Raw genomic sequence first — 14,552 nt, 5'->3', positions numbered from 1 at the left:
CGCTTAGACTCCGCCGATGCCGCCCTTGTCGGCGGCGCACACACCCCCAACCATCAGGCCGCTCACCATCGCGGTCGTGTGAAGGAAGTACCGACCCGTGAGTCTCGTGACCCTCCTCCCGTTCATCGTGCTCATCGGGGCCATGTTCCTGATGACCCGGTCGGCGAAGAAGAAGCAGCAGCAGGCCGCCGACATGCGGAACCAGATGCAGCCCGGTTCCGGCGTCCGCACCATCGGGGGCATGTACGCCACGGTCAAGGAGGTCAGCGAGGACACGGTCCTCCTCGACGCCGGTCCGGGCGTCGAGCTGCTCTTCGCCAAGAACTCCATCGGTGCCGTCCTCACCGACGACGAGTACAACCGCATCGTCCACGGCATCGAGCACGACCTGAAGTCCGACACCGACGTCGTTCCGGACGATGCCTCCTCCCTCACCGAGACCGACGCCTCCGACGCCGACGCCGCCGCCTCCTCGGACGACCGGCCCGTCGACCTCGGCAAGAAGGACGCGGACGACGAGCCGGCCGGCGAGCCGGCGGTCGACGACGCGCCCGCCGAGGCGAAGACGGACGAGCAGCCGAAGAAGTCCGACGGCGGTTCCGAGGCGAAGTAGCCGTGCTCCGGGGGCGCGGGCTCGGCTCGCGCCCCCGTGCGACGCGCGGCTCGCACGGATGCCGACACCAGGTGATGGCCGCCGGTGACGCCTACCCGGCGCGAAGCGGCATGAGAGGGAGTACACAAAGGTGGCAGCACTTAAAAAGGGAAAGAACGCGAGCGCCCAGAGTAAGCCCGGGCGCTCGCTGGCCCTGATCGTGATCGCCATTGTGGCGCTCACGGGAGGCATGTTCGCCTCCGGACACACGACTCCGCGTCTCGGCATCGACCTGGCCGGCGGCACGAGCATCACGCTCCGGGCCGTGCCCGAGGCCGGCCAGGAGTCGGCGATCAACAAGACCAACATGGACACGGCCGTCGAGATCATGGAACGCCGTGTCAACGGGCTCGGCGTCCAGGAGTCCGAGGTTCAGACCCAGGGCGACCGGAACATCATCGTCAACATTCCCAAGGGGACGAACTCCGAGGAAGCCCGGGAGCAGGTGGGCACGACGGCGAAGCTCTACTTCCGCCCGGTCCTCACCACCGAGCTGTCCGGCACCGCCGCGACGGGCAGCCCCTCGCCGAGCGCCACCGGTGGCGCCACGGACAAGGCCACCGACGAGGCGACCGACAAGGCCACCGAGAAGGGCGAGGCGAGTGCGTCGCCGTCCGGCTCACCCTCGGCGAGCGCCACGTCCCAGGGCCGTGCCCTCACCGACGCCCTGAAGGCCGACCCCAGTCCCTCCGCCACGGCATCCGACGACGCGTCGCCTTCCGCGAGCGCCCCCGCGGACGACGCCGACGGCAAGCTCCAGGCCCAGTACGCGGCACTGGACTGCACCGACGAGGCGGCCCGGGCCAAGGTCGGCGAAGGAACGAAGCCGAGCGACTCGACGCTCGCCTGCGGTCAGAACGCGCAGGGTCAGTGGCAGAAGTACATCCTCGGCCCCGCCGCGGTCGACGGTACGGACGTCGACGAGTCCGAGGCCGTCTACAACACGCAGACCGCCGCCGGCTGGACCGTCACGATGAAGTTCACGGACGGTGGCGCCAAGAAGTTCGCCGACATCACCGGCAAGCTCGCGCAGAACCAGTCCCCGCAGAACCAGTTCGCCATCGTCCTGGACAACGAGGTCGTCTCCGACCCGTACGTGAGCCAGGCGCTCACCGGCGGCAGCGCGGAGATCTCCGGCAGCTTCGGCCAGGAAGAGGCCCAGGGCCTCGCCAACATGCTCTCCTACGGCGCCCTGCCGCTGACCTTCGAGGAGGACAGCGTCACCACCGTCACCGCCGCGCTCGGCGGTGAGCAGCTCGAGGCAGGCCTCATCGCCGGCGCGATCGGCCTCGCCCTGGTCATCCTCTACCTGCTGGTCTACTACCGCGGTCTGTCGTTCATCGCCATCGCCTCGCTGTTCGTCTCCGCGGGCCTCACCTACGTGATCATGTCGCTGCTCGGTCCGACCATCGGCTTCGCGCTGAACCTGCCGGCCGTGTGCGGTGCCATCGTCGCCATCGGCATCACCGCGGACTCGTTCATCGTCTACTTCGAACGCGTCCGCGACGAGATCCGCGAGGGCCGGTCGCTGCGTCCCGCGGTCGAGCGGGGCTGGCCGCGCGCCCGGCGGACCATCCTGGTCTCCGACTTCGTCTCCTTCCTCGCCGCCGCGGTGCTCTTCGCCGTCACGGTCGGCAAGGTGCAGGGCTTCGCGTTCACGCTCGGTCTGACCACGCTGCTCGACGTGGTGGTGGTGTTCCTCTTCACCAAGCCGCTGCTGACGCTGATGGCCCGCCGCAAGTTCTTCGCGAGCGGTCACAAGTGGTCCGGTCTCGACCCGAAGAGCCTGGGCGCCAAGCCGCCGCTGCGCCGCACCCGCCGCCCCGTCCGTCCCGCCGGCCACGTCGACCCGAAGGAGGCGTGAGATGGGAAAGCTCGGCAACCTCGGCGCCCGACTGCACCACGGTGAGATCGGTTACGACTTCGTCAAGAACCGCAAGCTCTGGTACGGCATCTCCATCCTCATCACCATCACGGCCATCGTCGGCCTGGCGGTGCGCGGCCTGCACATGGGCATCGAGTTCCAGGGCGGCGCGGTCTTCACCACCCCGAAGAACATGAGCGCCTCGGTCTCCCAGGCCGAGACCTACGCGGAAGAGGCCTCCGGCCACGACGCGATCGTCCAGAAACTCGGCGACGGCAGCCTCCGCATCCAGATCTCGGGCACCGACACCGCCAAGTCGGACGCGATCAAGGACCAGCTCTCGAAGGACCTGGACGTCCCGGCGGAGAAGATCAACGCCGACCTGGTCGGCCCGAGCTGGGGTGACCAGATCGCGAACAAGGCCTGGCAGGGCCTCGGGATCTTCATGGTCCTCGTGGTGATCTACCTGGCCATCGCGTTCGAGTGGCGCATGGCGGTCGCCGCGTTCGTCGCGCTGGTCCACGACATCACCATCACGGTCGGCATCTACGCCCTCGTCGGCTTCGAGGTCACGCCGGGCACGGTGATCGGTCTGCTGACCATCCTCGGTTACTCGCTCTACGACACGGTCGTCGTCTTCGACAGTCTCAAGGAGCAGACGAAGGACATCACCAAACAGACCCGCTGGACCTACGGCGAGATCGCCAACCGTTCGATCAACAGCACGCTGGTCCGTTCCATCAACACCACGGTGGTCGCCCTGCTGCCGGTCGGCGGTCTGCTGTTCATCGGCGGCGGTGTCCTCGGCGCGGGCATGCTCAACGACATCTCGCTGTCGCTGTTCGTCGGCCTGGCCGCGGGCGCGTACTCGTCGATCTTCATCGCCACGCCGCTCGTCGCCGACCTCAAGGAGGCCGAGCCGCAGATGAAGGCCCTCAAGAAGCGCGTGCTCGCCAAGCGGGCCCAGGCGGCGGCCAAGGGTGAGCCGGCGGAGAACGCCCTCGACGACGAGCGGTACGCCGACGACGAGGCCGACGAGCCCGACGACGCGGCCGCCGCGGTCGTAGGCCCCCGCAACCAGCCCGCGTCCCGCACCAGGGGCCGCGGCCGACCCTCGGGGAAGCGCCGATGACCGGAACCACCGACATCACGGACCTGCTGCTCAGCCGTATCCGGGACGTGGCCGACTACCCCGAGCCGGGCGTGGTGTTCAAGGACATCACCCCGCTCCTGGCCGACCCCGCCGCCTTCACCGCCCTGACCGACGCGCTCGCCGAGGTCGCCGGGCGCACCGGCGCCACCAAGGTCGTCGGTCTGGAGGCCCGCGGCTTCATCCTCGGCGCCCCGGTGGCGCTGAGGGCGGGCCTCGGCTTCATCCCCGTACGCAAGGCGGGCAAGCTCCCCGGAGCCACCCTCAGCCAGGCGTACGACCTGGAGTACGGTTCGGCCGAGATCGAGGTGCACGCCGAGGACCTCACCGCCGGGGACCGGGTGCTGGTCGTCGACGACGTCCTGGCCACCGGCGGTACGGCGGAGGCCTCCCTGGAGCTCATCCGCCGGGCCGGCGCGCAGGTCGCCGGCGTCGCCGTCCTGATGGAGCTGGGCTTTCTCGGCGGGCGGGCCCGTCTGGAGCCCGCCCTGGCCGGGGCGCCGCTGAAGGCGCTGCTCACGGTCTGACGGCTCTCGTCGCACAGCGGAGGCGGGCCCGGAAGGAATCCGGCGCCCGCCTCACGCGTTTCTCGGGTTGACGGCCCTCACAGCGGCCTGAAGGCGATCCTGGAGCGCAGGATCGCTACCATGGGGTTTCCGGAGCCTGACCGGGGGACCCGGATCGCGCACGAGGAGTCCTCTTGCCAGACGAGGCCCAGCCACTGACCGCCGCAAAGCCCGAGTCGGCCTCGGCGCCCGCGGCGAAGCCCGCCCCGAGCGCGCCGCAGGCGAAGAACGACACCCGCGGGCCGATACAGCATGCCCCGGCAGGGCCCGTCGACAAGCCTGCCGAGCAGCAGCCGCGTCCCAAGCCGATCCCGTCCGAGCGCGACCGGAACGCGCCCGTGGTCCGCGCGCCCGGACAGCCCGCCCGGTCCGGCTCCTCCAACCGCGTCCGCGCCCGTCTGGCCCGCCTCGGCGTGCAGCGCGCCAACCCGTACAACCCGGTCCTGGAGCCCTTGCTGCGGATAGTGCGCAGCAACGACCCCAAGATCGAGACGGCCACCCTGCGCCAGATCGAACGCGCCTACCAGGTCGCCGAACGCTGGCACCGCGGCCAGAAGCGCAAGAGCGGCGACCCGTACATCACGCACCCGCTGGCCGTCACCACCATCCTCGCCGAGCTGGGCATGGACCCGGCCACGCTGATGGCAGGACTGCTGCACGACACCGTCGAGGACACCGAGTACGGCCTGGAGGACCTGCGCCGCGACTTCGGCGACGTGGTCACCCTCCTCGTCGACGGCGTCACCAAGCTGGACAAGGTCAAGTTCGGTGAGGCGGCGCAGGCCGAGACCGTGCGCAAGATGGTCGTCGCGATGGCGAAGGACCCGCGCGTCCTGGTCATCAAGCTCGCCGACCGCCTGCACAACATGCGCACCATGCGCTACCTCAAGCGTGAGAAGCAGGAGAAGAAGGCGCGCGAGACCCTGGAGATCTACGCGCCGCTCGCCCACCGGCTGGGCATGAACACCATCAAGTGGGAGCTGGAGGACCTCGCCTTCGCGATCCTCTACCCCAAGATGTACGACGAGATCGTCCGCCTGGTCGCCGAGCGCGCCCCCAAGCGCGACGAGTACCTCGCCATCGTGACCGACGAGGTCCAGCAGGACCTGCGCGCGGCCCGCATCAAGGCGACCGTCACCGGCCGGCCCAAGCACTACTACAGCGTCTACCAGAAGATGATCGTCCGCGGCCGTGACTTCGCGGAGATCTACGACCTGGTGGGCATCCGCGTCCTCGTGGACACCGTCCGCGACTGCTACGCGGCGCTCGGCACCGTGCACGCGCGTTGGAACCCGGTCCCCGGCCGGTTCAAGGACTACATCGCGATGCCGAAGTTCAACATGTACCAGTCGCTGCACACGACGGTCATCGGGCCCAACGGCAAGCCGGTCGAGCTGCAGATCCGCACCTTCGACATGCACCGCCGCGCCGAGTACGGCATCGCCGCGCACTGGAAGTACAAGCAGGAGGCCGTCGCCGGCGCCTCCAAGGTCCGCACCGACGCGCCCAGGTCGTCCGGCAAGGGCAAGGACGACCACCTCAACGACATGGCGTGGCTGCGGCAGCTGCTGGACTGGCAGAAGGAGACCGAGGACCCCGGCGAGTTCCTGGAGTCCCTGCGCTTCGACCTCTCCCGCAACGAGGTCTTCGTCTTCACCCCCAAGGGCGACGTCATAGCGCTCCCCGCGAGTGCCACCCCCGTCGACTTCGCGTACGCGGTGCACACCGAGGTCGGCCACCGCACCATAGGGGCACGGGTCAACGGCCGCCTCGTCCCGCTGGAGTCCACCCTGGACAACGGCGACCTGGTGGAGGTCTTCACGTCCAAGGCGGCCGGCGCGGGCCCCTCCCGCGACTGGCTCGGCTTCGTGAAGTCGCCGCGCGCCCGCAACAAGATCCGGGCCTGGTTCTCCAAGGAGCGCCGCGACGAGGCGATCGAGCAGGGCAAGGACGCCATCGTCCGCGCCATGCGCAAGCAGAACCTGCCGATCCAGCGGATCCTGACCGGCGACTCCCTGGTCACGCTGGCCCACGAGATGCGGTACTCGGACATCTCCGCGCTGTACGCGGCGATCGGCGAGGGCCATGTCTCCGCGCAGAACATCGTGCAGAAGCTGGTGCAGGCGCTCGGCGGCGAGGAGGCCGCCACCGAGGAGATCGACGAGTCGGTACCGCCGGCCCGCGGTCGCGGCCGCAAACGCCGCACCAATGCCGACCCGGGCGTCGTCGTCAAGGGCGTCGAGGACGTGTGGATCAAGCTGGCCCGCTGCTGTACGCCCGTCCCCGGTGACCCCATCATCGGCTTCGTCACCCGGGGCAGCGGCGTATCCGTCCACCGCAGCGACTGTGTGAACGTGGACTCGCTCTCCCGGGAACCCGAGCGCATCCTCGAGGTCGAGTGGGCCCCCAGCCAGTCCTCCGTCTTCCTGGTCGCCATCCAGGTGGAGGCCCTGGACCGCTCCCGGCTCCTCTCGGACGTCACCCGTGTGCTGTCCGACCAGCACGTCAACATCCTCTCCGCGGCCGTGCAGACCTCCCGCGACCGCGTCGCCACCTCCCGCTTCACCTTCGAGATGGGCGACCCGAAGCACCTCGGGCACGTCCTGAAGGCCGTACGGGGCGTCGAGGGCGTGTACGACGTGTACCGGGTGACGTCGGCCCGCAGGCCGTCGTAGCGGCCCTCACAGGCACACACGGAAGGGGCTCCCGTACGCACCGTACGGGAGCCCCTTCCGTGCGGGGGCGGGGTCAGCCGCCGAACTCGTGCAGGCCCTTCAGCGCCTGGTCCAGCAGCGCCTGCCGGCCCTCCAGCTCACGCTGGAGCTTGTCGGCCTTGGCGTTGTTGCCCTGGGCGCGCGCCTGCTCGATCTGGGAGCGCAGCTTGTCCACGGCGGCCTGGAGCTGCCCGGTCAGGCCCGCGGCACGCGCGCGTGCCTCCGGGTTCGTCCGGCGCCACTCGGTCTCCTCGGCCTCCTGGAGCGCCCGCTCGACCGCCTGCATCCGGCCCTCGACCTTCGGCCGGGCGTCGCGCGGCACATGGCCGATGGCCTCCCAGCGCTCGTTGACCGCCCGGAACGCGGCGCGGGCCGCCTTCAGGTCGGTGACCGGCAGGAGCTTCTCGGCCTCCTCGGCCAGCTCCTCCTTGAGCTTGAGGTTCTCCGCCTGCTCGGCGTCCCGCTCGGCGAAGACCGAGCTGCGGGCGGCGAAGAACACGTCCTGGGCACCGCGGAAGCGGTTCCACAGGTCGTCCTCGTGCTCGCGCTGGGCCCGGCCCGCGGCCTTCCACTCGGACATCAGGTCGCGGTAGCGCGCGGCCGTCGGCCCCCAGTCCGTCGAACTCGACAGCGCCTCGGCCTCGGCGACCAGCCGTTCCTTGGTCCGGCGGGCCTCTTCCCGCTGCGCGTCCAGCTGCGCGAAGTGCTGCTTGCGGCGCTTGGAGAACGCCGAACGCGCGTGCGAGAAGCGGTGCCACAGTTCGTCGTCGGACTTGCGGTCCAGACGCGGCAGGCCCTTCCACGTGTCCACCAGGGACCGCAGCCGCTCCCCGGCCGACCGCCACTGGTCCGACTTCGCCAGCTCCTCGGCCTCGGCGACGAGCGCCTCCTTGGCGCCGCGCGCCTCGTCGGACTGCTTCGCCCGCTGGGCCTTGCGCTCCTCGCGGCGCGTCTCCACCAGGGCGACGAGCTTGTCCAGCCGGACCCGCAGCGCTTCCAGGTCGCCCACCGCGTGGTGCGCGTCGACCTGTTCCCGCAGGTGGTCGACGGCGGCCTGGGCGTCCTTCGCGGACAGGTCGGTGGTCTTCACTCGCTTCTCGAGGAGGCCGATCTCGACAACCAGGCCTTCGTACTTGCGTTCGAAGTAGGCCAGCGCCTCCTCGGGGGAGCCTGCCTGCCAGGAGCCGACGACCTTCTCGCCGTCGGCCGTACGCACGTACACGGTCCCCGTCTCATCGACGCGGCCCCACGGGTCGCTGCTCACAGCGCCTCCTCCACATGATGCCTCGGAGGGCTTCGCTACCCCCGGGCATCGTCCACAGTTTCGTCACGGCCAACATAGGCGACCGGCGGGCGGCCTGTCCGCATCCCGCGCGACCGAACTTTCGCTGATGAGGGTCAGGATTTCGTGACGGTGGCCTTGTCGATCACGACCGTCGCGTTGGGTGCTCCGTCGCCCGCGCCGGTGCTCTCGCCCGCCGCGGCGATCTTCTTCAGCACCGTCATGCCCTCGTCCGAGATGGTGCCGAACGGCGTGTAGCTGGGCGGCAGCGGGCTGTTCTGGTACACGAGGAAGAACTGGCTGCCGCCGGAGCCCGGCTGGCCGGTGTTCGCCATCGCCACCGTGCCCGCCGGGTACGTGTTCTCCTTCAGGCTCTTGTCCTTCAGGTTCTCGTCCGGAATGTTGTAGCCCGGACCGCCGTTGCCCTGGCCCGTCGGGTCGCCGCACTGGAGCACGTAGATCCCGTTGGTGGTGAGCCGGTGGCACGGCGTGTGGTCGAAGTAGCCCTTGCCGGCCAGGAAGTTGAACGAGTTGACGGTGTGCGGTGCCGCCGACGTCTTCAGCGCGATGTCTATGTCGCCGCAGGTCGTCGCCAGCTTCATCGTGTACGTCGCCGACTTGTCGATGGTCATCGCAGGTTCCTTCTCCCAGGTCTGCGTCTTGACCTCGCCCTCGGCCGGCTTGTCGCACGGGTCCGGCGCCTTGCTGCTCGCCGAGGCGCTCGGGGTGACCTCCGCGCTCGCGTTCGCCTTGCTGTCGCCGTCGTCCAGGACCACCCCGGTCGTGTACAGCGCGACACTGCCGATCACGATCACGCCGAGCACCGACGCGATCACTGCGTTGCGCATGCGCGCCTTGCGCCGCGCGGAGGTACGTCGCTGCTGCTGCCGCAAGAACTTCTCCCGGGCGAGCTGACGCCGCCGCTGCTCCTGGGTGACCACCGGGTTCTCTCCTCATGCGTCTTCGTGTGCCGACCGGTACGCGTGGGTGCGATGAGCCGACCGTGGGCGTGTAGCCCCGTACCGTATATGGGTTCGCTGAGGAATCGGCACCGCCGGTAGGCTCTCACCCTGGGCGCGGCCCGTTCGCAAGCCCACCCGTACCGACACAAACGAAGGACGATCGTGCTCATTGCCGGGTTCCCCGCCGGGGCCTGGGGGACGAACTGCTATCTCGTCGCCCCCGCCGCCGGTGAGGAGTGCGTGATCATCGACCCGGGCCATCAGGCGGCCCCCGGAGTCGAGGAAGCGATCAGGAAGCATCGGCTCAAGCCCGTCGCCGTCGTCCTCACCCACGGCCACATCGACCACGTGGCCTCGGTCGTCCCGGTCTGCGGCGCGCACGACGTGCCGGCCTGGATCCACCCCGACGACCGCTACATGATGGGCGACCCCGAGAAGGGGATCGGCCGCTCCATCGGCATGCCGCTCATGGGCGAGCTGACCGTGGGGGAGCCGGACGACGTCAGGGAACTGACCGACGGCGCGAAGCTGGAGCTGGCGGGCATGGAGCTGGCGGTCGCGCACGCGCCGGGCCATACCAAGGGGTCGGTGACCTTCGGCCTGCCCGAGGCGGCGGACATCCCGCCGGTCCTCTTCTCGGGCGACCTGCTGTTCGCCGGCTCCATCGGACGCACCGACCTGCCCGGCGGCGACATGGACGACATGCTCGCCTCGCTGGCCCGCGTGTGCCTGCCGCTCGACGACTCGACCGTGGTGCTGTCCGGCCACGGCCCCCAGACGACCATCGGCCAGGAGCGCGCCACCAACCCGTATCTGCGGCAGGTGGCCGCCGGCCAGGGAGCCACCGGGGCTCCCCGACGAGGAATGTGACGAGAGACCTTCCGTGAGCACCTTCAAGGCCCCCAAGGGCACGTACGACCTGCTGCCGCCCGACTCGGCGAAGTACCTGGCCGTCCGCGAGGCGATCGCCGCCCCGCTGCGCGATTCCGGCTACGGCTACATCGAGACGCCCGGCTTCGAGAACGTCGAGCTCTTCGCGCGCGGTGTCGGCGAGTCGACCGACATCGTGACCAAGGAGATGTACGTCTTCGAGACCAAGGGCGGCGACCGCCTCGCCCTGCGCCCGGAGACCACCGCCCCCGTGCTGCGCGCGGTCCTGGAGGCCAACCTGCACAAGGCGGGCAACCTGCCGGTGAAGGTCTGGTACTCGGGCTCGCAGTACCGCTACGAGCGCCCCCAGAAGGGCCGTTACCGCCACTTCTCCCAGGTCGGTGCCGAGGCGATCGGCGTCGAGGACCCGGCGCTGGACGCCGAACTGATCATCCTCGCCGACCAGTCGTACCGCGCGCTGGGCCTGCGGAACTTCCGCATCCTGCTCAACTCCCTGGGCGACAAGGAATGCCGCCCCGTCTACCGGGCCGCGCTCCAGGACTTCCTGCGCGGTCTCGACCTGGACGAGGAGACGCTGCGCCGCGCCGAGATCAACCCGCTGCGCGTCCTGGACGACAAGCGCCCGGACGTGCAGAAGCAGCTCACCGGCGCCCCGCTGCTGCGCGACTACCTGTGCGACGCCTGCAAGGCGTACCACGAGGAGGTGCGCGAGCTGATCACGGCGGCGGGGGTGGTCTTCGAGGACGACCCGAAGCTGGTGCGCGGCCTGGACTACTACACGCGCACGACCTTCGAGTTCGTCCACGACGGACTGGGCTCCCAGTCCGCGGTGGGCGGCGGCGGCCGCTACGACGGACTGTCCGAGATGATCGGCGGTCCCTCCCTGCCGTCCGTGGGCTGGGCCCTCGGCGTCGACCGCACCGTCCTCGCCCTGGAGGCGGAGGGCATCGAACCGGACATTCCGTCCGCCACCTCCGTCTTCGCCGTCCCGCTCGGCGAGGAGGCCCGCCGGATCCTGTTCGCCAAGGTCACCGAGTTGCGCAAGAACGGCGTCGCCGCCGACTTCTCCTACGGCGGCAAGGGCCTCAAGGCCGCGATGAAGGCGGCCAACCGCTCGGGCGCCCGCTACGCCCTGGTGCTGGGCGAGCGCGACCTGGCCGAGGGCGTCGTCCAGCTCAAGGACATGGAGTCCGGCGAGCAGACGGCGATCGGTGTGAACGAGATCGTCGCCGAGCTGGAGTCGAGGCTCGGCTGACGGGTCCGTACGTCCGTCACCCCTGGGGGCGCCCGTGTTCGCTCGCGTGTGCCCCCGGGGAACGGACATCGGCCGGAACACACCGCTCCAGGGCGATCACCGGTGCGTTCTTACGTTCATCGAACGGTGGTCACACAGGTCCGTGCGGCACAATGGCCCTGCCCGAAGCAGGTCCGACTCAAGTGACGGAATCGGCGTGATGAGCAAGACGACAGTGAAGGACGTCTCCACCGTGGCGGAGTCCGCGCCGCAGGCCACCGCCGGAACACGGTCCGAGGGAGGCAGTCGTGCCCTCGCCCTGCTGCTGGTGATCACGGGCGCGGCCGGGGTGCTCGCCGCGTGGGTCATCACGCTCGACAAGTTCAAGCTGCTCGAGGCCAAGGTCGCGGGCACGACGTTCACCCCCGGGTGCAGCCTCAACCCCGTCGTCTCCTGCGGCAGCGTCATGGAGAGCGACCAGGCGGCCGTCTTCGGCTTCCCCAACCCGATGCTCGGCCTGGTCACCTACGGCATCGTCGTCTGCGTCGGCATGAGCCTGCTCGCCGGCGCCCGCTTCCCGCGCTGGTATTGGCTCACCTTTAACGCCGGCACGCTCTTCGGCGTGGGCTTCTGCACCTGGCTGCAGTTCCAGTCCCTGTACCGGATCAACGCCCTGTGCCTGTGGTGCTGCCTGGCCTGGGTCGCCACGATCATCATGTTCTGGTACGTGACGTCCTTCAACGTCCGCAAGGGCTTCCTGCCCGCGCCGCACTGGCTCAAGGGCTTCTTCGGCGAGTTCACCTGGGTCCTGCCGGTCCTGCACATCGGCATCATCGGCATGATGATCCTCACCCGCTGGTGGGACTTCTGGACCAGCTGACGGGGCGGGCCGCCGGTCCGGCCGACTGCGCCCGCCGGGCTGTCAGTGCGGTGATTTAGGGTTCAGAGCGTGGAGCCCGACCTGTTCACCGCCGCAGCCGAAGAACGCCAGGAGAAGGACCCGACCGGCAGTCCCCTCGCCGTCCGGATGCGTCCGCGCACCCTCGACGAGGTCGTCGGCCAGCAGCACCTGCTCAAGCCAGGTTCCCCGCTGCGCCGGCTGGTCGGCGAGGGCGCCTCGGGTCCCGCCGGACCGTCGTCCGTGATCCTCTGGGGCCCGCCGGGCACCGGCAAGACGACCCTGGCGTACGTCGTCTCCAAGGCCACCAACAAGCGCTTCGTGGAACTGTCGGCGATCACCGCGGGCGTCAAGGAGGTCCGCGCGGTCATCGACGGCGCCCGCCGCGCGGTCGGCGGTTACGGCAAGGAGACGGTCCTCTTCCTCGACGAGATCCACCGCTTCAGCAAGGCCCAGCAGGACTCCCTGCTCCCGGCCGTCGAGAACCGCTGGGTCACCCTGATCGCCGCCACCACCGAGAACCCGTACTTCTCGGTGATCTCCCCGCTCCTCTCCCGCTCCCTCCTCCTCACCCTCGAGTCCCTGACGGACGACGACATCCGCGGCCTGCTGAAGCGCGCGCTCCGTGACGAACGCGGCCTGAAGAACGCCGTCGGCCTCCCCGAGGACACCGAGGAGCACCTGCTGCGCATCGCCGGCGGCGACGCCCGGCGCGCGCTGACCGCGCTGGAGGCCGCCGCCGGGGCCGCGCTCGACAAGGGTGAGGCCGAGGTCACCCTGGCGACGCTGGAGGAGACCGTCGACCGGGCCGCGGTGAAGTACGACCGCGACGGCGACCAGCACTACGACGTCGCCAGCGCCCTGATCAAGTCCATCCGCGGCTCCGACGTGGACGCCGCCCTGCACTACCTGGCCCGGATGATCGAGGCCGGCGAGGACCCCCGGTTCATCGCCCGGCGCCTGATGATCTCCGCCAGCGAGGACATCGGCCTCGCCGATCCGAACGCCCTGCCCCTCGCCGTCGCCGCCGCCCAGGCCGTCGCCATGATCGGCTTCCCCGAGGCCTCCCTCACCCTCAGCCACGCCACCATCGCCCTGGCCCTCGCCCCCAAGTCCAACGCCGCCACCACCGCCATCGGCGCCGCCCTGGACGACGTACGCAAGGGGCACGCCGGGCCGGTCCCCGCGCACCTGCGCGACAGCCACTACAAGGGCGCGGGCAAGCTCGGACACGGGCAGGGATACGTGTACCCGCACGACCTGCCGGAGGGCATCGCCGCCCAGCAGTACGCCCCGGACGAACTGAAGGACCGCACGTACTACGCCCCGACCCGGCACGGCGCCGAGGCCAGATACGCGGACGCGGTGGAGTGGACCCGCGGGCACCTCGGTCGCAAGCGGCCCTGAGCAGCCTGTAGAATCACCCGGAGTGCCGAGTCCCGCGCAGTCAGAACGGGACAACCGGCCGGAACCCCCAGCGGGTTCCAGGAGCGTCGCGCACCGTCGATAGGTGTCGCGGGCAGCCCACCACCACCCGGAGCTCCGGGAGCGGTCGGTGGGCCACTCGCGTGCTGCACGTATGTGCCCAGACCAGGGAGCGGCTGCCCGGCAGGTCCCTCGCGGACCAGGCGGGTTTCCCCGGCTGCGGATTGCGACCTCCCTCAACCCTGACAAGCCGGAACCAGGAAAGAGACACAGACAGTGGCGAACCAGTCCCGCCCCAAGGTCAAGAAGTCGCGTGCCCTCGGCATCGCGCTGACCCCGAAGGCCGTCAAGTACTTCGAGGCCCGCCCCTACCCGCCGGGCGAGCACGGCCGCGGCCGCAAGCAGAACTCGGACTACAAGGTCCGTCTGCTCGAGAAGCAGCGTCTGCGCGCGCAGTACGACCTCAGCGAGCGCCAGCTCGTCCGCGCCTACGAGCGTGCCTCCAAGACCAACATGAAGACCGGCGAGGCCCTGGTCATCGAGCTCGAGCGCCGTCTCGACGCGCTGGTCCTGCGTTCGGGCATCGCCCGCACGATCTACCAGGCCCGCCAGATGGTCGTGCACGGCCACATCCAGGTCAACGGCCAGAAGGTCGACAAGCCGTCCTTCCGCGTCCGCCCGGACGACGTCGTGCAGGTGCGCGAGCGCTCCAAGGAGAAGACGCTCTTCACGATCGCCCGTGAGGGTGGCTTCGCCCCCGACGGCGAGACCCCGCGCTACCTCCAGGTGAACCTCAAGGCCCTGGCGTTCCGCCTGGACCGTGAGCCGAACCGCAAGGAGATCCCGGTGATCTGCGACGAGCAGCTCGTCGTCGAGTACTACGCCCGCTGATCCAGCAGAACGCTGTCTTCAGC

The 14,552-nt window shown here is 69.9% G+C and carries 12 protein-coding genes; 10 read left to right on the top strand and 2 right to left on the bottom strand.

Features of this window, described 5'->3' with window-relative positions; genetic code table 11:
* The first annotated feature begins 97 nt into the window (after positions 1-97).
* The 5 genes from yajC to relA all read left to right on the top strand — a co-directional run bounded on the left by yajC (position 98) and on the right by relA (position 6,907).
* A complete protein-coding gene (gene yajC / locus ACP4IX_RS03905; protein ID WP_426554771.1) occupies positions 98-613 on the top strand; it encodes a preprotein translocase subunit YajC in 516 nt (171 codons plus the stop codon).
* Positions 614-743: 130 nt separating this feature from the next.
* The gene (gene secD / locus ACP4IX_RS03900) at positions 744-2,516 is read left to right on the top strand and encodes a protein translocase subunit SecD (RefSeq protein WP_426518835.1); all 1,773 of its coding nucleotides are present in this window, start codon (positions 744-746) and stop codon (positions 2,514-2,516) included.
* A gap of 1 nt (position 2,517) precedes the next feature.
* Positions 2,518-3,648 (top strand): protein translocase subunit SecF, encoded by a 1,131-nt coding sequence (secF, locus tag ACP4IX_RS03895; RefSeq protein ID WP_426518837.1) that lies wholly within the window; start codon positions 2,518-2,520, stop codon positions 3,646-3,648.
* Positions 3,645-4,193: an adenine phosphoribosyltransferase gene (locus ACP4IX_RS03890; RefSeq protein ID WP_426518839.1), complete on the top strand. Its 549-nt coding sequence runs from the start codon at positions 3,645-3,647 to the stop codon at positions 4,191-4,193. The genes secF and ACP4IX_RS03890 overlap by 4 nt, the downstream gene beginning before the upstream one ends.
* A 173-nt stretch (positions 4,194-4,366) precedes the next feature.
* Positions 4,367-6,907 (top strand): GTP pyrophosphokinase, encoded by a 2,541-nt coding sequence (gene relA, locus ACP4IX_RS03885; RefSeq protein ID WP_426518841.1) that lies wholly within the window; start codon positions 4,367-4,369, stop codon positions 6,905-6,907.
* A gap of 73 nt (positions 6,908-6,980) precedes the next feature.
* On the opposite strand, the gene ACP4IX_RS03880 is transcribed toward relA, so the two are convergent.
* Positions 6,981-8,210 carry a DUF349 domain-containing protein gene (locus tag ACP4IX_RS03880; protein WP_426518843.1) on the bottom strand — a complete coding sequence of 410 codons (1,230 nt, stop codon included), beginning with the start codon at positions 8,208-8,210 and terminating at the stop codon, positions 6,981-6,983.
* Positions 8,211-8,344: 134 nt separating this feature from the next.
* Complete coding sequence (locus ACP4IX_RS03875; RefSeq protein ID WP_426554770.1) at positions 8,345-9,169, bottom strand: peptidylprolyl isomerase; 825 nt, start codon at positions 9,167-9,169, stop codon at positions 8,345-8,347.
* A 183-nt stretch (positions 9,170-9,352) separates the two neighbouring features.
* Here ACP4IX_RS03875 and ACP4IX_RS03870 point away from each other — a divergent pair, with 183 nt between their 5' ends.
* The 5 genes from ACP4IX_RS03870 (at position 9,353) to rpsD (ending at position 14,529) form a co-directional block, all read left to right on the top strand.
* Positions 9,353-10,060, top strand: coding sequence for an MBL fold metallo-hydrolase (locus ACP4IX_RS03870; protein WP_426518847.1), 708 nt, complete (start codon positions 9,353-9,355; stop codon positions 10,058-10,060).
* A gap of 13 nt (positions 10,061-10,073) precedes the next feature.
* Positions 10,074-11,336, top strand: a complete 1,263-nt coding sequence (gene hisS, locus ACP4IX_RS03865; protein ID WP_426518849.1) for a histidine--tRNA ligase — start codon at positions 10,074-10,076, stop codon at positions 11,334-11,336.
* Between the two features lie 199 nt (positions 11,337-11,535).
* Positions 11,536-12,195, top strand: coding sequence for a vitamin K epoxide reductase family protein (locus ACP4IX_RS03860; RefSeq protein ID WP_426518851.1), 660 nt, complete (start codon positions 11,536-11,538; stop codon positions 12,193-12,195).
* Between the two features lie 69 nt (positions 12,196-12,264).
* Positions 12,265-13,620: a replication-associated recombination protein A gene (locus ACP4IX_RS03855; protein WP_426518853.1), complete on the top strand. Its 1,356-nt coding sequence runs from the start codon at positions 12,265-12,267 to the stop codon at positions 13,618-13,620.
* A 294-nt stretch (positions 13,621-13,914) separates the two neighbouring features.
* On the top strand, positions 13,915-14,529 hold the full coding sequence (rpsD, locus tag ACP4IX_RS03850; protein ID WP_030185023.1) for a 30S ribosomal protein S4: 615 nt from the start codon (positions 13,915-13,917) through the stop codon (positions 14,527-14,529).
* The last annotated feature ends 23 nt before the right edge of the window (positions 14,530-14,552 follow it).

Origin of the sequence: Streptomyces sp. WG5, assembly GCF_049974565.1 — a bacterium.
Lineage (GTDB): Bacteria > Actinomycetota > Actinomycetes > Streptomycetales > Streptomycetaceae > Streptomyces.
The sequence above is the reverse complement of the archived record's forward strand: the minus strand, read 5'-3'. Positions and strand labels throughout refer to the sequence as shown.